Below are 17,422 nucleotides of genomic sequence, written 5' to 3' on the forward strand. Positions count from 1 at the left end.
CAAGGAGTTAATTGTCGTGGCTAAAGAAAAATTTGATCGTTCCCTTCCGCACGTCAACGTTGGCACTATCGGTCACGTTGACCACGGTAAAACCACTCTGACTGCAGCTCTGACTCGCGTCTGCTCCGAAGTTTTCGGTTCTGCAGTTGTTGAATTCGACAAGATCGACAGCGCTCCAGAAGAGAAAGCTCGCGGTATCACCATCAACACCGCGCACGTTGAGTACAACTCGAACATTCGTCACTACGCTCACGTTGACTGCCCAGGTCACGCTGACTACGTGAAGAACATGATCACTGGTGCTGCCCAGATGGACGGCGCGATCCTGGTTTGCTCGGCTGCCGATGGTCCGATGCCACAAACTCGTGAGCACATCTTGCTGTCCCGTCAGGTAGGCGTTCCGTACATCGTGGTTTTCCTGAACAAGGCTGACCTGGTAGACGACGCTGAGCTGCTGGAACTGGTTGAGATGGAAGTGCGCGACCTGCTGAGCACTTACGACTTCCCAGGTGATGACACTCCAATCATCATCGGTTCCGCTCGTATGGCGCTGGAAGGTAAAGACGACAACGAAATGGGCACTACCGCTGTCAAGAAGCTGGTAGAAACTCTGGACAGCTACATTCCAGAGCCAGAGCGTGCTATCGACAAGCCGTTCCTGATGCCAATCGAAGACGTATTCTCGATCTCCGGTCGCGGTACTGTGGTAACTGGCCGTATCGAGCGTGGTATCGTCAAGGTACAAGACCCGCTGGAAATCGTTGGTCTGCGTGACACCACCACCACCACCTGCACCGGTGTTGAAATGTTCCGTAAACTGCTCGACGAAGGTCGTGCTGGCGAGAACTGCGGTGTTCTGCTGCGTGGTACCAAGCGTGACGACGTTGAGCGTGGTCAGGTTCTGGTTAAGCCGGGTTCGGTTAAGCCGCACACCAAGTTCACCGCAGAAGTTTACGTTCTGAGCAAGGAAGAAGGCGGTCGTCACACTCCGTTCTTCAAAGGCTACCGTCCACAGTTCTACTTCCGTACTACTGACGTGACTGGTAACTGCCAGCTGCCAGAAGGCGTTGAAATGGTAATGCCAGGCGATAACATCCAAATGGAAGTTACCCTGATCAAGACCATCGCAATGGAAGACGGTCTGCGCTTCGCTATCCGTGAAGGCGGCCGTACCGTTGGTGCTGGTGTTGTAGCTAAAATCATCGAGTAAGCCTCTTTAGAGTCTGCTTGATATTTTGAAAAAGCCCCCGCTTAGCGGGGGCTTTTTTATTGGGTTGACACCTATCTGGGGCGTCTATAGAATTGCGCCTCCTTTTAACGGGCGTATTGCGCCCGGTGGGAATAGCAGCCGGAGTCTGAAATCCAATGCAAAATCAGCAAATCCGTATCAGGTTGAAGGCTTTTGACCATCGCCTGATCGACCAATCCACCCAGGAAATCGTGGAAACCGCGAAACGTACTGGTGCTCAAGTGCGTGGTCCAATTCCACTGCCTACCCGTAAAGAGCGGTTCACCGTTCTGGTCTCCCCGCACGTCAACAAAGACGCGCGTGACCAGTACGAGATCCGTACTCATAAGCGCGTTCTGGACATCGTCCAGCCAACGGATAAAACCGTTGACGCACTTATGAAGCTTGATCTTGCGGCCGGTGTGGAAGTGCAGATCAGCCTCGGCTAAGACTCGGTCTTAGTCGTGTAACGCTCTGAAATGGGCGGCCATAGCGGGTGAAAGCCCCGTACACTCATGAGGTTTACAACATGACTATTGGTGTAGTCGGTCGTAAAGCGGGTATGACCCGTATTTTCACCGAAGAAGGTGTCTCCATTCCGGTCACGGTCATTGAGATCGAGCCGAATCGCGTCACCCAGTTCAAAACTGAAGAAACCGATGGCTACCGTGCAGTGCAAGTCACTGTCGGCGAGCGTCGTGCTTCGCGTGTGACTGCTGCTCAAGCAGGCCACTTCGCTAAAGCAAACGTTGCAGCTGGTCGTACCGTTCTGGAATTCCGTCTTGAAGAAGGCGAGTACCAGGCTGGCGATCTGATCAACGCTGAAATCTTCGCCGCTGGTCAACTGGTCGATGTGACCGGTCAGTCCAAAGGTAAAGGCTTCCAGGGTACGATCAAGCGTTGGAATTTCCGTGGCCAAGACAACACTCACGGTAACTCCGTTTCCCACCGCGTCCCGGGCTCTATTGGCCAGTGCCAGACTCCTGGTCGTGTATTCAAGGGCAAAAAAATGTCCGGTCATATGGGCGCTGAGCGCGTGACCGTGCAGTCCCTCGAAGTAGTGCGCGTCGACGCTGAACGCAATCTGTTGCTGGTCAAGGGTGCTGTTCCTGGCGCTACTGGCGGCAACCTGGTTGTACGTCCAGCGGCCAAGGCTCGCGGTTAAGGGGAAGCTGACATGCAATTAAACGTAAATGACGCTCAAGCGATCGAAGTTTCCGAACTGACATTTGGCGGCGAATTCAACGAGACGCTCGTTCACCAAGCAGTCGTGGCCTACATGGCCGGCGGCCGTCAAGGTAGCAAGCAGCAAAAGACCCGTTCCGACGTTTCTGGTGGCGGTAAGCGCCCATGGCGTCAGAAAGGTACTGGCCGTGCTCGTGCCGGTACTATCCGTAGCCCAATCTGGCGCGGCGGCGGTACCACTTTCGCGGCTCGTCCACAGGATCACTCCCAAAAGCTCAACAAGAAGATGTATCGCGCAGCTCTGCGCTCCATCCTCGCTGAGCTGGTGCGTACTGATCGTCTGGTCGTGGTTCAGGACTTCGCTGTAGAAGCGCCGAAAACCAAAGATCTGCTGAACAAGCTAAACGGCATGGGCCTGACTGACGTCCTGATCGTGTCTGAAGCTGTTGATCAGAACCTGTACCTGGCTGCTCGCAACCTGCCTCACGTTGATGTACGTGACGTGCAAGGTTCCGATCCAGTTAGTCTGATCGCATACGACAAGGTGTTGATCACCGTGTCGGCCGTGAAGAAATTCGAGGAGCTGCTGGGATGAACCAGGAACGCGTATTTAAAGTTCTGCTTGGCCCGCACGTTTCCGAAAAGGCTACGGTTCTGGCAGACAAGAAAGGCCAGTTCGTTTTCAAGGTTGCTACCGACGCAACCAAGCTGGAAATCAAGACGGCCGTCGAAAGCCTGTTCAGCGTGAAAGTAGAGCGCGTAACTACCCTGAATGTTCTGGGTAAGAGCAAGCGCACTGCTCGCGGTCTGGGCAAGCGTAATGACTGGAAGAAGGCAGTTATCTCCCTTCAGCCAGGCCAAGATCTCGATTTCAGCAGCAGTGCTGAGTAAGGAAGGGGTGCATCATGGCAATCGTTAAATGCAAACCGACTTCCCCTGGCCGCCGTTTTGTGGTCAAGGTGGTCAACCAGGAGCTGCATAAAGGCGCTCCTCACGCACCGCTGCTCGAGAAAAAATCGAAGTCTGGTGGTCGTAACAACAATGGTCGTATTACCACGCGTCACGTTGGTGGTGGCCATAAGCAGCATTATCGTCTGGTCGACTTCCGTCGCAACGACAAAGATGGCATCGCTGCCACTGTCGAGCGTATCGAATACGATCCAAACCGTACTGCTCACATCGCTCTGCTGCTGTACGCAGATGGCGAGCGTCGCTACATCATCGCCCCTAAAGGCGTGAGTGCTGGCGACCAGCTGATCGCAGGTGCCTTGGCGCCGATCAAGCCGGGCAACGCTCTGCAACTGCGCAACATTCCAGTTGGTAGCACCGTACACGGCATCGAATTGAAGCCAGGTAAAGGCGCGCAAATCGCTCGTTCCGCTGGTGCTTCGGCTCAGCTGATCGCTCGTGAAGGTGTCTACGTGACCCTGCGTCTGCGTTCTGGTGAGATGCGTAAAGTGCTGGCTGAATGCCGCGCGACCCTGGGTGAAGTCTCGAACTCCGAGCACAGCCTGCGTTCGCTGGGTAAAGCTGGTGCCAAACGCTGGCGTGGCGTTCGCCCAACCGTTCGTGGTGTTGCCATGAACCCGGTTGACCACCCACACGGTGGTGGTGAAGGTCGTACCTCTGGTGGTCGTCATCCGGTATCGCCATGGGGCTTCCCGACTAAGGGCGCGAAGACTCGTGGTAATAAGCGTACCGACAAAATGATCGTCCGTCGTCGCAAGTAAATAGAGGGATACGACAGTGCCACGTTCTCTGAAAAAAGGTCCTTTTATTGATCTTCACCTACTGAAGAAGATCGAAGTGGCGGCGGAAAAGAACGATCGCAAACCAGTTAAGACCTGGTCGCGTCGTTCGATGATCCTGCCACAAATGGTCGGTCTGACCATCGCTGTACACAACGGTCGTCAGCACGTCCCAGTTCTCGTGAACGAAGACATGGTCGGCCACAAACTGGGCGAGTTCGCCGGTACCCGCAACTATCGTGGGCACGTGGCAGACAAGAAAGCCAAGCGTTAAGGGGTAAGGAAATGGAAGTAGCCGCTAAGTTGTCGGGCGCTCGAATCTCCGCCCAGAAAGCCCGCTTGGTCGCCGACCAGATCCGCGGGAAGAAGGTGGGCGAAGCGCTCAACCTGTTGGCTTTCAGCAGTAAGAAAGCCGCCGAGATCATGAAAAAAGTGCTGGAGTCGGCCGTAGCCAACGCCGAGCATAACGAAGGCGCTGACGTTGATGACCTGAAGGTCAGCACCGTTTTCGTCAACGAAGGGCGTTCGCTGAAGCGCATCATGCCACGTGCCAAAGGCCGTGCTGATCGCATCGTCAAGCGGTCTTGCCATATCACTGTCAAGGTTGCTGACAAGTAACGGAGTCGAAGAGATGGGTCAGAAAGTACATCCCATTGGCATTCGCCTGGGAATCGTCAAGGAGCACACCTCCGTCTGGTACGCAGACGGTCGGACTTATGCGGACTACTTGTTCGCAGATCTGAAGGTGCGTGAGTATCTCCAAGACAAACTAAAAAGCGCGTCCGTAAGCCGTATCGATATCCATCGTCCGGCTCAAACTGCACGCATCACCATCCACACCGCTCGTCCAGGTATCGTTATCGGGAAGAAAGGTGAAGATGTTGAAAAACTGCGTCAGGACCTGACCAAGCAAATGGGTGTGCCTGTGCACATCAATATCGAAGAGATCCGCAAGCCGGAGCTCGACGGTATGCTGGTTGCCCAGAGCGTAGCTCAGCAGCTGGAGCGTCGTGTGATGTTCCGTCGCGCCATGAAGCGCGCCGTACAGAACGCCATGCGCATTGGTGCCAAGGGCATCAAAATCCAAGTGAGCGGTCGTCTCGGCGGTGCTGAAATCGCACGTACTGAATGGTATCGCGAAGGTCGTGTGCCACTGCACACCCTGCGTGCCGATATCGACTATGCCACCTACGAAGCTCACACCACTTACGGTGTGATCGGTGTGAAGGTTTGGATCTTCAAAGGCGAAGTAATTGGTGGTCGCCAAGAAGAACTGAAACCACAAGCACCAGCGCCTCGTAAAAAAGCTGCTAAGTAAGGGGTACGCAAAATGTTGCAACCAAAGCGTACGAAGTTCCGCAAGCAGATGACCGGCCACAACCGTGGTCTGGCTCAGCGCGGTAGCAAAGTCAGCTTCGGCGAGTTCGCGCTGAAGTCTGTTGCTCGTGGTCGTCTCACCGCTCGTCAGATCGAGTCAGCGCGTCGTGCTCTGACCCGTCACGTTAAACGTGGCGGCAAGATCTGGATCCGTGTATTCCCGGACAAGCCGATCTCCAAGAAGCCTCTCGAAGTGCGGATGGGTAAAGGTAAGGGTAACGTCGAATACTGGGTTGCCCAGATTCAGCCAGGCAAAGTCCTGTATGAAATCGAGGGTGTTTCTGAAGAGCTGGCGCGTGAGGCTTTCGCCCTGGCTGCTGCAAAGCTGCCGCTCGCCACCTCCTTTGTTAAACGGACGGTGATGTGATGAAAGCGAATGAACTTCGTGAAAAATCCGCACAGCAGCTGAACGAGCAACTGCTCGGCCTGCTGCGCGACCAGTTCAATCTGCGTATGCAGAAAGCAACTGGCCAGTTGGGGCAGTCTCATCTGCTCTCGCAAGTTAAGCGTGACATCGCTCGCGTGAAAACTGTGCTCAACCAGCAGGCAGGTAAGTGATCATGGCTGAAGCCGAAAAAACTGTCCGTACGCTGACTGGCCGTGTTGTCAGCGACAAGATGGACAAAACCATCACCGTTCTGATCGAGCGTCGCGTTAAGCACCCGATCTACGGTAAATACGTTAAGCGTTCGACTAAGCTGCACGCGCACGACGAAACCAATCAGTGCCACATCGGCGACAAAGTCACTATTCGTGAAACTCGTCCGTTGGCCAAGACCAAGTCTTGGGCGCTGGTTGATGTTCTCGAACGCGCTGTGGAAGTCTAAGGGCTAAGGGTCGGAGAAATTATATGATTCAGACTCAATCCATGCTCGATGTGGCCGATAACAGCGGCGCTCGCCGCGTTATGTGCATCAAGGTGCTGGGTGGCTCCCATCGTCGTTACGCTGGTATCGGTGACATCATCAAAGTTACCGTCAAGGAAGCAATTCCTCGCGGTAAGGTGAAAAAAGGCCAGGTGATGACTGCTGTTGTAGTCCGCACTCGTCACGGCGTTCGCCGTGCTGATGGCTCCATTATCCGCTTTGATGGCAACGCTGCTGTTCTGTTGAACAACAAGCAAGAGCCGATCGGCACCCGTATCTTTGGGCCAGTGACCCGTGAACTTCGCAACGAGAAGTTCATGAAGATCGTCTCGCTCGCCCCAGAAGTGCTGTAAGGAGATCCGACATGCAAAAGATTCGTCGTGACGACGAGATCATCGTGATCGCCGGCAAAGACAAAGGTAAGCGCGGTAAGGTGCTGAAGGTTCTCGCTGACAACCGTCTGGTTGTTGGTGGTCTGAACCTGGTCAAGCGTCATACCAAGCCTAACCCGATGTCGGGCGTACAGGGCGGTATCGTCGAGAAAGAAGCGCCACTGCACGCTTCCAATGTCGCCATCTTCAACGGCGAAACCAACAAGGCTGACCGCGTTGGTTTCAAAGTAGAAGACGGTAAGAAAATTCGTGTCTTCAAGTCGACCCAAAAAGCGGTTGATGCTTGAACACTGCTAGGTAGATAAGACCATGGCACGACTACAAGAGATTTACCGGAAGGAAATCGCCCCCAAGCTTAAGGAAGAACTTAAGCTCGGGAACGTGATGGAAGTTCCGCGCGTCACCAAAATCACCCTGAACATGGGTTTGGGCGAAGCGATCGGCGACAAAAAAGTCATCGAGCACGCTGTTGCTGACCTGGAAAAGATCACCGGCCAGAAAGTCGTTGTGACCTACGCTCGCAAGTCCATCGCAGGCTTCAAAGTCCGCGAAGGCTGGCCGATCGGCGTCAAAGTGACCCTGCGCCGTGAGCGTATGTATGAGTTCCTGGATCGTCTGCTGTCGATCTCCCTGCCTCGGGTTCGCGACTTCCGCGGCCTGAATGCCAAGTCCTTCGATGGTCGTGGCAACTACAGCATGGGCGTGAAAGAGCAGATCATTTTCCCGGAAATCGACTACGACAAGATCGATGCTCTCCGCGGTCTGGACATCACCCTGACCACCACTGCCAAGAACGATGATGAAGGCCGCGCTTTGCTGCGTGCTTTCAAATTCCCGTTCCGCAACTGATTGGAGTAGGAAAATGGCCAAGAAGAGCATGAAGAACCGCGAGCTGAAGCGTCAGCTCACGGTTGCCAAGTACGCCCAGAAGCGTGCAGCACTGAAAGCTATCATCGTTGATCTGAACGCAAGTCCAGAAGCGCGTTGGGAAGCAACAGTTGCCCTGCAGAAGCAGCCACGTGACGCAAGCGCTTCGCGCATGCGTAACCGCTGCCGCCTGACCGGTCGTCCACACGGCGTTTACCGCAAGTTCGGCCTGGGCCGTAACAAATTGCGTGAAGCTGCAATGCGTGGTGACGTACCGGGTCTGGTTAAAGCCAGCTGGTAAGTACTTTCAACGTCCTGGTGGTCGGGTTCGCAAGAGACTGACCGCCGGTGGCCTTGAATCTGGAACAAGCCCCTTTTGGGGCTTGTTTCATTTCCGGAGTGTGTCTAGAATACCCGGCTCGCCTGAGCCCGGGTTTTTTATGCTCGGAGATTCTCGGCGACATATGTAGCCGCAAGGCTAATTTTTTTGTATTAGGAGCGTCTAGCCCATGAGTATGCAGGACCCGTTAGCGGACATGCTAACTCGTATCCGTAATGCCCAGATGGCTGAAAAGTCCGTCGTAAGCATGCCATCTTCCAAGTTGAAGGTAGCTGTTGCCAAAGTCCTGAAAGACGAAGGTTACATTGCGGGTTATCAGATCAGCAGCGATGTTAAAGCACTGCTGTCCATCGAGCTGAAGTACTTCGAAGGCCGTTCGGTCATCGAGGAAGTGAAGCGCGTTAGCCGTCCAGGCCTGCGTCAGTACAAGTCCGCCGAAGAACTGCCGAAAGTACGTGGCGGTCTGGGCGTGTCTATCGTCTCCACCAACAAAGGTGTGATGACTGATCGTGCTGCGCGCGCTGCCGGTGTCGGCGGCGAAGTTCTTTGCACTGTGTTCTAAGGGGGGATAAGCATGTCTCGCGTCGCTAAGAACCCCGTTAAGCTGCCAGCCGGTGTCGAAGTCAAATTCGCAGGCCAACAGCTTTCGGTGAAGGGTGCCAAGGGTACTCTTGAACTGAATATCCATTCGTCCGTTGAGATCGTTGAAGAAGCTGGTGAGCTGCGTTTCGCTGCTCGCAATGGCGATCAACAGACTCGCGCAATGGCTGGTACCACGCGTGCGTTGGTGAACAACATGGTCCAAGGCGTAAGCCAAGGCTTCGAGCGCAAGCTCCAGCTGGTCGGTGTTGGTTACAAAGCGCAAGCAAAAGGCTCGGTTCTGAACCTGGCCCTTGGCTTCTCGCACCCAGTGGATTACGAACTGCCGGAAGGCATCACCGCTGAGACTCCTAGCCAGACCGATATCCTGATCAAGGGCATCGACAAGCAGCTGGTAGGTCAAGTGGCCGCCGAGATCCGCGACTTCCGTCCGCCAGAGCCGTACAAAGGCAAAGGTGTGCGCTACGCGGACGAAGTCGTCCGTCGTAAAGAAGCCAAGAAGAAGTAGGGCATAGCAAATGACCGACAAAAAAGTTACTCGTCTGCGTCGCGCTCGCAAAGCACGCCTGAAAATGCACGAACTCGAAGTCGTGCGTCTCTGCGTGTTCCGCTCGTCGCAGCACATCTACGCCCAGGTCATTTCGGCCGACGGCAACAAAGTCCTGGCAAGTGCCTCGACTTTGGATAAAGAACTGCGTGATGGTGCCACCGGCAACATCGACGCGGCCACTAAGGTTGGCCAGCTGGTCGCTACGCGTGCTAAGGCCGCTGGCGTCTCGCAGGTGGCTTTCGACCGCTCTGGCTTCAAGTACCACGGCCGCGTCAAGGCGCTGGCTGATGCTGCTCGTGAAGCTGGGCTGGAGTTCTAAGTTATGTCCAATAACGACCAAAAGCGCGACGAAGGCTACATCGAGAAGCTGGTTCAAGTTAACCGCGTAGCCAAAACCGTTAAAGGCGGCCGTATCTTCACTTTCACCGCGTTGACCGTGGTAGGTGATGGTAAGGGGCGCGTTGGCTTCGGCCGTGGCAAGTCGCGTGAAGTGCCTGCTGCGATCCAGAAGGCAATGGAAGCTGCTCGTCGCAACATGATCCAGGTTGATCTGAACGGCACCACTCTGCAGTACGCAATGAAGTCCGCCCACGGCGCTTCGAAGGTGTACATGCAGCCTGCTTCTGAAGGTACCGGTATCATCGCTGGCGGCGCTATGCGTGCTGTCCTCGAAGTTGCTGGCGTTCAGAACGTTCTGGCCAAATGCTACGGCTCGACTAACCCGGTAAACGTGGTTCACGCCACTTTCAAAGGTTTGAAAGCTATGCAATCCCCTGAATCCATTGCCGCCAAGCGTGGCAAAAGCGTCCAGGAGATCTTCTGATCATGGCTACCGTAAAAGTTACGCTGATCAAAAGCATGACCGGCCGCATCCCTAACCACAAACTGTGCGTTAAGGGTCTGGGTCTGCGTCGCATCGGTCACACTGTAGAAGTCCAGGATACTCCCGAGAATCGCGGGATGATCAACAAGGCTTACTACATGCTGCGTGTCGAGGGTTAATCGATGAAACTCAATGATCTGAGTCCAGCGCCGGGTTCCCGTCGCGAAAAGCATCGTCCGGGCCGTGGTATCGGTAGCGGTTTGGGTAAGACTGGTGGCCGTGGTCACAAAGGTCAGACCTCCCGTTCCGGTGGCACCATCGCTCCAGGCTTTGAAGGCGGTCAACAGCCGCTGCATCGTCGCCTGCCCAAGTTCGGTTTCGTATCCCTGAAAGCCATGGATCGCGCAGAAGTGCGTTTGTCCGAGCTGGCTAAAGTGGAAGGCGACATCGTTACTGTGCAGACCCTGAAAGATGCCAACGTGATCAACGTCAACGTACAGCGTGTGAAAATCATGCTGTCCGGTGAAGTGACTCGCGCTGTCACTATCGGCAAGGGAATCGGCGCCACCAAAGGTGCGCGTTCGGCTATCGAAGCAGCTGGCGGCAAGTTCGAGGAATAAATGGCTAAGCAAGGTGCTCTCTCTGCGCTCGGCAAAGGCGGTATGTCTGAACTTTGGGCTCGTCTGCGTTTTCTGTTCCTGGCGATTATCGTCTACCGAATAGGCGCACACATCCCGGTTCCAGGTATCAATCCGGACCGACTCGCAGACCTGTTTCGACAGAATGAGGGGACCATTCTTAGCTTGTTCAACATGTTTTCCGGTGGCGCGCTGGAACGGATGAGCATCTTTGCACTGGGGATCATGCCGTACATTTCGGCATCGATCATCATGCAACTGATGACCGCCGTCAGCCCGCAACTGGAGCAGTTGAAGAAGGAAGGTGAAGCTGGCCGTCGCAAGATTAGCCAGTACACCCGCTACGGCACTGTCATCCTCGCTCTGGTCCAGGCTATCGGCATGTCCGTTGGTCTGGCTGGGCAGGGTGTTGCGTTCACTGGTGACTTTGGCTTCTATTTCGTCGCGGTATCCACGTTTGTGGCTGGCGCGATGTTCATGATGTGGCTGGGTGAGCAGATTACTGAGCGTGGTGTTGGCAACGGTATCTCGATGTTGATTTTCGCAGGTATCGTCGCCGGTCTTCCGAGAGCGATTGGGCAGTCTTTCGAGTCTGCACGTCAGGGTGATATCAACATCTTCGCCCTGGTTGCCATCGGTTTGCTGGCAGTAGCGATTATCGGTTTTGTGGTGTTCATTGAGCGTGGTCAGCGTCGTATCGCTGTTCACTACGCCAAGCGTCAGCAGGGCCGCAAGGTTTTTGCTGCGCAGACCAGCCACTTGCCGCTGAAAGTGAATATGGCCGGCGTTATTCCGGCAATCTTCGCGAGCAGCATTTTGCTGTTTCCGGCTTCGTTGGGTACCTGGTTTGGTCAGTCTGAAAATATGGGCTGGCTGCAGGACCTTTCTCAGTCGATCGCTCCTGGTCAGCCGTTGAATATTCTGCTGTTTAGTGCAGGGATTATTTTCTTCTGCTTCTTCTATACGGCGTTGATGTTCAATCCGAAAGACGTAGCGGAAAACCTGAAGAAGTCCGGTGCCTTTATTCCGGGCATCCGTCCAGGTGAGCAGTCTGCGCGCTACATTGATGGCGTTCTGACTCGTTTGACCCTGTTCGGTGCTCTCTATATGACGGCCGTGTGTCTGCTGCCCCAGTTCCTGGTGGTTGCAGCAAACGTTCCGTTCTACCTTGGCGGGACCTCGTTGCTGATCGTGGTCGTGGTTGTGATGGACTTCATGTCCCAAGTACAATCGCACCTCGTTTCGCACCAGTACGAATCCCTGATGAAGAAAGCCAACCTGAAGGGTTACGGCAGCGGCATGTTGCGCTGAGTACCCATAAGGTTCGAGGAGTTGGTGATGAAAGTTCGTGCATCGGTGAAAAAGCTGTGCCGTAACTGCAAGATTATTCGCCGCGAAGGTGTTGTTCGAGTAATTTGCAGCGCGGAACCGCGTCACAAACAGCGCCAAGGCTGATGTGATCTGCTTGAAGCCCGGCAGCTAGTGCGCTGCCGGGTTGATTATTTGTTATTACAGCGATATTATCTCGCGCCCTATTTCTTGGCTTCCGGGGCGTAGGTAGCTGTCAATTGGAGTCCCACTGAATGGCCCGTATTGCAGGCGTTAACATTCCAGATAACAAGCACACTGTTATCTCGCTGACCTACATCTATGGTGTTGGTCGCACTACTGCGCAGAAAATTTGCGCAGTTGCTGGGGTAAACCCAGCCGCTAAGATCAAGGATCTGAGCGACGAGCAGATTGAACAGCTGCGTGGCGAAGTGGCGAAGTTCACCACTGAAGGTGACCTGCGTCGCGAAATCAACATGAAAATCAAGCGTTTGATGGACCTCGGTTGCTATCGCGGTCTGCGTCATCGTCGTGGTCTGCCAGTACGCGGTCAGCGTACCAAGACTAACGCGCGTACCCGTAAAGGTCCGCGTAAGCCGATCCGCAAGTAATCGCCCCAGCGAATCGACAGGAAAATTATCATGGCAAAACCTGCTGCTCGTCCTCGTAAAAAAGTTAAAAAGACAGTGGTTGATGGCATCGCCCACATCCATGCTTCTTTTAACAACACCATCGTGACCATCACCGACCGTCAAGGTAACGCGCTGTCTTGGGCTACCTCCGGTGGTTCGGGTTTCCGCGGTTCCCGCAAGTCCACCCCGTTTGCTGCTCAAGTAGCTGCTGAACGTGCTGGTCAAGCTGCGCTGGAATACGGCCTGAAAAACCTCGACGTTAACGTCAAGGGTCCAGGTCCAGGTCGTGAGTCTGCTGTCCGTGCTTTGAACGGCTGTGGCTATAAGATCGCCAGCATCACCGACGTGACGCCAATCCCGCACAACGGGTGCCGTCCGCCGAAGAAGCGCCGCGTGTAATCCAGGAGATTGTAAAGAATGGCTCGTTACATTGGTCCAAAATGCAAACTCGCTCGTCGCGAAGGCACCGATCTCTTCCTGAAGAGCGGCGTGCGCGCGATCGAATCGAAGTGCAACATCGAAGCAGCACCAGGCATCCACGGCCAACGCCGCGGTCGCCAGTCCGACTACGGCACCCAGCTGCGTGAAAAGCAAAAGGTCCGTCGTATCTACGGCGTTCTCGAGCGTCAGTTCAGCGGCTACTACAAAGAAGCTGCTGGCAAGAAAGGTGCAACCGGTGAAAACCTGCTGCAACTGCTCGAATGCCGCCTGGACAACGTTGTATACCGTATGGGCTTCGGTTCGACTCGTGCCGAATCCCGTCAGCTGGTATCGCACAAGTCGATCAGCGTTAACGGTCAGACCGTAAACGTTCCGTCCTACCAGGTTCGTGCTGGTGACGTGGTTGCTGTTCGCGAGAAAGCAAAGAACCAACTTCGCATTGTCCAAGCTCTCGAGCTGTGCGCCCAACGTGGCCGCGTAGAATGGGTAGAGGTAGATGCTGAGAAGAAGTCGGGCGTTTTCAAGAACGTTCCAGCTCGCAGTGATCTGTCCGCCGACATCAACGAAAGCCTGATTGTCGAGCTCTACTCCAAGTAAGTAAGGGCTAGAAAATAGGTGCATCCATGCAGATTTCGGTAAATGAGTTCCTGACACCCCGTCACATTGACGTGCAGGTTGTCAGTCCAACCCGCGCCAAGATCACGCTCGAGCCTCTCGAGCGTGGCTTTGGCCACACCCTGGGCAACGCGCTGCGCCGCATCCTGTTGTCCTCAATGCCCGGCTGTGCAGTAGTCGAGGCCGAGATTGACGGTGTGCTCCACGAGTACAGCGCCATCGAAGGTGTACAGGAAGACGTAATTGAAATCCTGTTGAACCTTAAAGGTCTGGCTATCAAGCTGCACGGCCGTGACGAAGTTACGCTGACCTTGTCGAAGAAGGGTTCGGGGGTGGTTACCGCTGCCGATATTCAGCTGGATCATGATGTCGAGATCGTTAACCCCGATCACGTAATCGCTAACCTGGCGTCTAACGGCGCCCTGAACATGAAGCTCACCGTAGCTCGTGGTCGTGGTTATGAACCGGCCGACTCGCGTCAAAGCGATGAAGACGAAAGCCGCAGCATTGGTCGCTTGCAGCTTGACTCTTCGTTCAGCCCGGTTCGCCGTATCGCATACGTGGTGGAAAACGCCCGTGTCGAGCAGCGTACTAACCTGGACAAGCTGGTTATTGATCTGGAAACCAACGGTACTCTGGATCCTGAAGAGGCAATCCGTCGTGCTGCAACCATCCTGCAACAGCAGTTGGCTGCGTTCGTCGACCTCAAAGGTGACAGTGAGCCAGTGGTAATCGAGCAGGAAGACGAGATCGATCCGATCCTGCTTCGCCCGGTTGACGATCTGGAACTGACTGTACGTTCGGCTAACTGCCTTAAGGCGGAAAACATTTACTACATCGGCGACCTGATTCAGCGTACCGAAGTAGAACTGTTGAAGACTCCGAACCTGGGCAAGAAATCCTTGACTGAAATCAAGGACGTTCTGGCCTCCCGCGGTCTGTCCCTCGGCATGCGCCTCGACAACTGGCCGCCTGCAAGTCTTAAGAAGGACGACAAGGCGACTGCCTGATCGTCGTAATCACCGAACGTTCAGTTTGGTAAGGAATGAACCATGCGTCATCGTAAAAGTGGGCGTCACCTGAGCCGTACCAGCTCGCACCGCAAGGCCATGTTCCAAAACATGGCGGTGTCGCTGTTCGAGCACGAGCTGATCAAAACTACACTGCCGAAAGCCAAAGAACTGCGCCGCGTAGCCGAGCCGCTGATCACTCTGGCCAAGACAGACAGCCTGGCTAACCGCCGCCTGGCTTTCGACCGTACTCGTTCGAAAGCTATCGTTGGTAAGCTCTTCAACGACCTGGGCAAGCGTTACGCTACCCGTGAGGGTGGCTACCTGCGCATCCTCAAGTGCGGCTTCCGCGCTGGCGACAACGCGCCAATGGCGTACGTCGAGTTGGTTGATCGTGCTACTGCCGGCGAAGCTGTAAGCGCCGAGTAAGACGACAGTCTGCAAGCGAAGAACCGGGCCTCGTGCCCGGTTTTTTGTGCGCGTTCAAAAAGTTATGCGACATAAAGGAACAGGCTATTTGTTCTGATTACGTCTTAGTTATTTTCTATCAGTGCGCACAATTTAATGAATTTGATGGTGTCATCTTCCTGGTCAATACTCTCCCCACGCCGATTAGCCGGCAGTTCCAAGACCGACCTGAGGAAGATTCAGCATGAGCCAGAACAAAACCCTTACTACCGCCAGCGGCGCTCCGGTCGCTGACAACCAGAATTCCCGTTCCGCTGGCCCGCGTGGCCCGCTGCTCCTCGACGACTTTCACCTGATCGAGAAGCTTGCTCACTTCAACCGTGAAAACATTCCAGAACGCCGCGTACACGCCAAGGGCTCGGGCGCTTATGGCACGTTCACGGTGACCAAAGACATCACCCAGTACACCAGCGCCAAACTGTTCTCCTCTGTAGGTAAGCAGACGCCGACATTCCTGCGGTTTTCGACCGTGGGCGGCGAGCGTGGCTCGGCTGACACCGAGCGCGATCCACGTGGCTTCGCACTGAAGTTCTACACCGAGGAAGGTAACTGGGACATCGTAGGCAACAACACGCCTGTATTCTTTATTCGCGACCCTCTGAAATTCCCAGACTTCATCCACACCCAAAAGCGCTTGCCGCAAAGCAACCTGAAAAGCGCGCAGATGATGTGGGATTTCTGGTCGCACTCCCCTGAGGCGTTGCACCAAGTCACCATCCTGTTTTCGGATCGCGGCATTCCTGATGGCTATCGCCACATGCACGGCTTTGGCAGCCATACCTACAGCCTGATCAACGCCAAGGGCGAACGTCACTGGGTGAAGTGGCACTACAAGACCAAGCAAGGCATCAAGAACCTGACGCCTGCCGACGCAGCACGCCTGGCCGGTACAGATCCTGACTATGCCCAACGCGACCTGTTTGGTGCCATTGAGCGTGGTGATTTCCCGAAATGGCGCGTATGCATCCAGATCATGACCGAGGCCCAAGCTAACGCACACCATGAGAACCCGTTCGACGTGACCAAGACTTGGTCGCAGAAAGAGTTTCCGTTGATCGAAGTCGGTGAGCTCGAGTTGAACCGCAACCCGCTGAATTACTTCGCTGAAGTTGAGCAGGCGGCATTTGGTCCAAGCAATATGGTGCCGGGCGTTGGCTTGTCCCCGGACCGTATGCTGCAAGGTCGTGTGTTCGCCTATGCGGATGCTCACCGCTACCGTGTCGGCACCAACCACCAGCAACTGCCGGTGAACGCTCCACGCAGCCCGGTGAATAGCTATCAGCGCGATGGTTCGATGGCCTTCGGCAGTAACGGTGGTGCAGCGCCTAACTACGAGCCAAACAGCTACGCCGATGCATCGAAGCAAGCACCGCAATACGCTGAGCCTGCGTTGGCCCTTAGCGGCGCGGCAGATCGTTACGATCATCGTGAGGACACTGACTACTACAGCCACGCCGGAGCGTTGTTCCGCCTGATGAACGATGACCAGAAGGCACTGCTGATCAACAACATCGCCGGTGCGATGGGTGGTGTTTCCAGCGATGTGGTCCAGCGTCAGTTGCAGCACTTCCTCAAGGCCGATCGTGCTTATGGAGAAGGAATCGCAAAAGCGTTGGGCGTATCGATTAACTGACTCTAAACGAGAAGCAGAACCGCCCTCAATTGGGCGGTTTTTGCGTTATTTCACCCACTTTTCTCTGAAATACTTCACTTTTCTGCCGTTGGTCCCGTGACCTTCAAGTCATCATGGTTCAAACTACAGACTTTCAAGCAGGGAGATGTAGGGCGATGCAAGGTCACCCCGACGTAATCGATTACCTCAACACGTTGCTGACGGGCGAACTGGCAGCACGTGACCAATATTTCATCCATTCGCGCATGTACGAAGATTGGGGCTTTACCGAGCTCTATGAGCGTATCAACCACGAAATGGAAGAAGAGGCACAGCACGCCGACGCGCTGATGCGTCGTATCCTGATGCTTGAAGGTACGCCGCGCATGCGTCCCGACGACTTGGATGTGGGCACCACTGTGCCTGATATGCTGGCGGCGGATCTTCGTCTCGAATACAAGGTACGTGCTGCACTCTGCAAGGGCATCGAGCTTTGCGAGCAGCACAATGACTTTGTCACTCGCGAAATCCTGCGTGTGCAGTTGAACGACACCGAAGAAGATCACACCTACTGGCTGGAAAAACAGTTGGGTTTGATCAAACTGATTGGTCTGGAGAATTACCTGCAATCGCAGTTCTGATTCCCACCTACAAAAAAGCCCCTGTCACCGAAAAGTGACAGGGGCTTTCTTATTGGACCA

At 54.8% G+C, this 17,422-nt stretch carries 31 protein-coding genes; all 31 read left to right on the plus strand.

Features of this window, described 5'->3' with window-relative positions; translation table 11 throughout:
* Positions 1 to 16 precede the first annotated feature (16 nt).
* On the plus strand, positions 17 to 1,210 hold the full coding sequence (tuf, locus tag ACW9IN_RS19505; protein ID WP_401057898.1) for an elongation factor Tu: 1,194 nt from the start codon (positions 17 to 19) through the stop codon (positions 1,208 to 1,210).
* A gap of 155 nt (positions 1,211 to 1,365) precedes the next feature.
* A complete protein-coding gene (rpsJ, locus tag ACW9IN_RS19510; RefSeq protein WP_003186070.1) occupies positions 1,366 to 1,677 on the plus strand; it encodes a 30S ribosomal protein S10 in 312 nt (103 codons plus the stop codon).
* An 80-nt stretch (positions 1,678 to 1,757) separates the two neighbouring features.
* On the plus strand, positions 1,758 to 2,393 hold the full coding sequence (gene rplC, locus ACW9IN_RS19515) for a 50S ribosomal protein L3 (protein ID WP_457367420.1): 636 nt from the start codon (positions 1,758 to 1,760) through the stop codon (positions 2,391 to 2,393).
* 12 nt (positions 2,394 to 2,405) lie between these two features.
* On the plus strand, positions 2,406 to 3,008 hold the full coding sequence (gene rplD / locus ACW9IN_RS19520) for a 50S ribosomal protein L4 (RefSeq protein ID WP_457367421.1): 603 nt from the start codon (positions 2,406 to 2,408) through the stop codon (positions 3,006 to 3,008).
* A complete protein-coding gene (gene rplW, locus ACW9IN_RS19525) occupies positions 3,005 to 3,304 on the plus strand; it encodes a 50S ribosomal protein L23 (RefSeq protein ID WP_457367422.1) in 300 nt (99 codons plus the stop codon). The genes rplD and rplW overlap by 4 nt, the downstream gene beginning before the upstream one ends.
* A gap of 14 nt (positions 3,305 to 3,318) precedes the next feature.
* Complete coding sequence (gene rplB, locus ACW9IN_RS19530; RefSeq protein WP_007924198.1) at positions 3,319 to 4,143, plus strand: 50S ribosomal protein L2; 825 nt, start codon at positions 3,319 to 3,321, stop codon at positions 4,141 to 4,143.
* 16 nt (positions 4,144 to 4,159) lie between these two features.
* On the plus strand, positions 4,160 to 4,435 hold the full coding sequence (gene rpsS, locus ACW9IN_RS19535; protein ID WP_085585806.1) for a 30S ribosomal protein S19: 276 nt from the start codon (positions 4,160 to 4,162) through the stop codon (positions 4,433 to 4,435).
* Between the two features lie 11 nt (positions 4,436 to 4,446).
* Positions 4,447 to 4,779 (plus strand): 50S ribosomal protein L22, encoded by a 333-nt coding sequence (gene rplV / locus ACW9IN_RS19540; RefSeq protein WP_003103908.1) that lies wholly within the window; start codon positions 4,447 to 4,449, stop codon positions 4,777 to 4,779.
* Between the two features lie 13 nt (positions 4,780 to 4,792).
* Complete coding sequence (gene rpsC / locus ACW9IN_RS19545) at positions 4,793 to 5,479, plus strand: 30S ribosomal protein S3 (RefSeq protein ID WP_027982006.1); 687 nt, start codon at positions 4,793 to 4,795, stop codon at positions 5,477 to 5,479.
* A 12-nt stretch (positions 5,480 to 5,491) separates the two neighbouring features.
* A complete protein-coding gene (gene rplP / locus ACW9IN_RS19550) occupies positions 5,492 to 5,905 on the plus strand; it encodes a 50S ribosomal protein L16 (RefSeq protein WP_003176421.1) in 414 nt (137 codons plus the stop codon).
* A complete protein-coding gene (gene rpmC / locus ACW9IN_RS19555; RefSeq protein ID WP_002555481.1) occupies positions 5,905 to 6,096 on the plus strand; it encodes a 50S ribosomal protein L29 in 192 nt (63 codons plus the stop codon). Before rplP ends, rpmC begins: the two co-directional genes overlap by 1 nt.
* A 2-nt stretch (positions 6,097 to 6,098) precedes the next feature.
* Positions 6,099 to 6,365 (plus strand): 30S ribosomal protein S17, encoded by a 267-nt coding sequence (gene rpsQ, locus ACW9IN_RS19560; protein WP_003176419.1) that lies wholly within the window; start codon positions 6,099 to 6,101, stop codon positions 6,363 to 6,365.
* 23 nt (positions 6,366 to 6,388) lie between these two features.
* Positions 6,389 to 6,757 (plus strand): 50S ribosomal protein L14, encoded by a 369-nt coding sequence (gene rplN / locus ACW9IN_RS19565; protein WP_011063774.1) that lies wholly within the window; start codon positions 6,389 to 6,391, stop codon positions 6,755 to 6,757.
* Between the two features lie 11 nt (positions 6,758 to 6,768).
* Complete coding sequence (gene rplX / locus ACW9IN_RS19570) at positions 6,769 to 7,083, plus strand: 50S ribosomal protein L24 (protein ID WP_003186046.1); 315 nt, start codon at positions 6,769 to 6,771, stop codon at positions 7,081 to 7,083.
* Positions 7,084 to 7,105: 22 nt separating this feature from the next.
* Positions 7,106 to 7,645 (plus strand): 50S ribosomal protein L5, encoded by a 540-nt coding sequence (gene rplE, locus ACW9IN_RS19575; protein WP_003194642.1) that lies wholly within the window; start codon positions 7,106 to 7,108, stop codon positions 7,643 to 7,645.
* 13 nt (positions 7,646 to 7,658) lie between these two features.
* A complete protein-coding gene (gene rpsN, locus ACW9IN_RS19580; RefSeq protein ID WP_457367423.1) occupies positions 7,659 to 7,964 on the plus strand; it encodes a 30S ribosomal protein S14 in 306 nt (101 codons plus the stop codon).
* A 208-nt stretch (positions 7,965 to 8,172) separates the two neighbouring features.
* Positions 8,173 to 8,565 carry a 30S ribosomal protein S8 gene (gene rpsH / locus ACW9IN_RS19585; RefSeq protein ID WP_457367424.1) on the plus strand — a complete coding sequence of 131 codons (393 nt, stop codon included), beginning with the start codon at positions 8,173 to 8,175 and terminating at the stop codon, positions 8,563 to 8,565.
* A gap of 12 nt (positions 8,566 to 8,577) precedes the next feature.
* Positions 8,578 to 9,111: a 50S ribosomal protein L6 gene (gene rplF, locus ACW9IN_RS19590; protein ID WP_024077677.1), complete on the plus strand. Its 534-nt coding sequence runs from the start codon at positions 8,578 to 8,580 to the stop codon at positions 9,109 to 9,111.
* Positions 9,112 to 9,121: 10 nt separating this feature from the next.
* On the plus strand, positions 9,122 to 9,472 hold the full coding sequence (rplR, locus tag ACW9IN_RS19595) for a 50S ribosomal protein L18 (RefSeq protein ID WP_003186037.1): 351 nt from the start codon (positions 9,122 to 9,124) through the stop codon (positions 9,470 to 9,472).
* Positions 9,473 to 9,475: 3 nt separating this feature from the next.
* Positions 9,476 to 9,976, plus strand: coding sequence for a 30S ribosomal protein S5 (gene rpsE / locus ACW9IN_RS19600; protein WP_010566852.1), 501 nt, complete (start codon positions 9,476 to 9,478; stop codon positions 9,974 to 9,976).
* A 2-nt stretch (positions 9,977 to 9,978) separates the two neighbouring features.
* Complete coding sequence (gene rpmD / locus ACW9IN_RS19605; protein ID WP_003176408.1) at positions 9,979 to 10,155, plus strand: 50S ribosomal protein L30; 177 nt, start codon at positions 9,979 to 9,981, stop codon at positions 10,153 to 10,155.
* Between the two features lie 3 nt (positions 10,156 to 10,158).
* Positions 10,159 to 10,596 (plus strand): 50S ribosomal protein L15, encoded by a 438-nt coding sequence (gene rplO / locus ACW9IN_RS19610; RefSeq protein WP_003176407.1) that lies wholly within the window; start codon positions 10,159 to 10,161, stop codon positions 10,594 to 10,596.
* Positions 10,597 to 11,925, plus strand: a complete 1,329-nt coding sequence (gene secY / locus ACW9IN_RS19615; RefSeq protein WP_071485371.1) for a preprotein translocase subunit SecY — start codon at positions 10,597 to 10,599, stop codon at positions 11,923 to 11,925.
* Positions 11,926 to 11,952: 27 nt separating this feature from the next.
* The gene (gene rpmJ / locus ACW9IN_RS19620) at positions 11,953 to 12,069 is read left to right on the plus strand and encodes a 50S ribosomal protein L36 (RefSeq protein WP_002555468.1); all 117 of its coding nucleotides are present in this window, start codon (positions 11,953 to 11,955) and stop codon (positions 12,067 to 12,069) included.
* 128 nt (positions 12,070 to 12,197) lie between these two features.
* Complete coding sequence (gene rpsM, locus ACW9IN_RS19625; RefSeq protein WP_003194635.1) at positions 12,198 to 12,554, plus strand: 30S ribosomal protein S13; 357 nt, start codon at positions 12,198 to 12,200, stop codon at positions 12,552 to 12,554.
* Positions 12,555 to 12,584: 30 nt separating this feature from the next.
* On the plus strand, positions 12,585 to 12,974 hold the full coding sequence (gene rpsK / locus ACW9IN_RS19630) for a 30S ribosomal protein S11 (protein ID WP_002555466.1): 390 nt from the start codon (positions 12,585 to 12,587) through the stop codon (positions 12,972 to 12,974).
* Between the two features lie 18 nt (positions 12,975 to 12,992).
* Positions 12,993 to 13,613, plus strand: a complete 621-nt coding sequence (rpsD, locus tag ACW9IN_RS19635) for a 30S ribosomal protein S4 (RefSeq protein WP_457367425.1) — start codon at positions 12,993 to 12,995, stop codon at positions 13,611 to 13,613.
* A 26-nt stretch (positions 13,614 to 13,639) separates the two neighbouring features.
* Entirely contained in the window at positions 13,640 to 14,641 is a 1,002-nt protein-coding gene (locus ACW9IN_RS19640) for a DNA-directed RNA polymerase subunit alpha (protein WP_003176403.1), read from the plus strand.
* A gap of 42 nt (positions 14,642 to 14,683) precedes the next feature.
* The gene (gene rplQ / locus ACW9IN_RS19645) at positions 14,684 to 15,070 is read left to right on the plus strand and encodes a 50S ribosomal protein L17 (RefSeq protein WP_003176402.1); all 387 of its coding nucleotides are present in this window, start codon (positions 14,684 to 14,686) and stop codon (positions 15,068 to 15,070) included.
* Between the two features lie 223 nt (positions 15,071 to 15,293).
* Positions 15,294 to 16,742 carry a catalase gene (locus ACW9IN_RS19650; protein WP_457367426.1) on the plus strand — a complete coding sequence of 483 codons (1,449 nt, stop codon included), beginning with the start codon at positions 15,294 to 15,296 and terminating at the stop codon, positions 16,740 to 16,742.
* 155 nt (positions 16,743 to 16,897) lie between these two features.
* Entirely contained in the window at positions 16,898 to 17,362 is a 465-nt protein-coding gene (gene bfr / locus ACW9IN_RS19655; RefSeq protein ID WP_457367427.1) for a bacterioferritin, read from the plus strand.
* The last annotated feature ends 60 nt before the right edge of the window (positions 17,363 to 17,422 follow it).

Source organism: Pseudomonas sp. SDO5271_S396 (assembly GCF_054071795.1).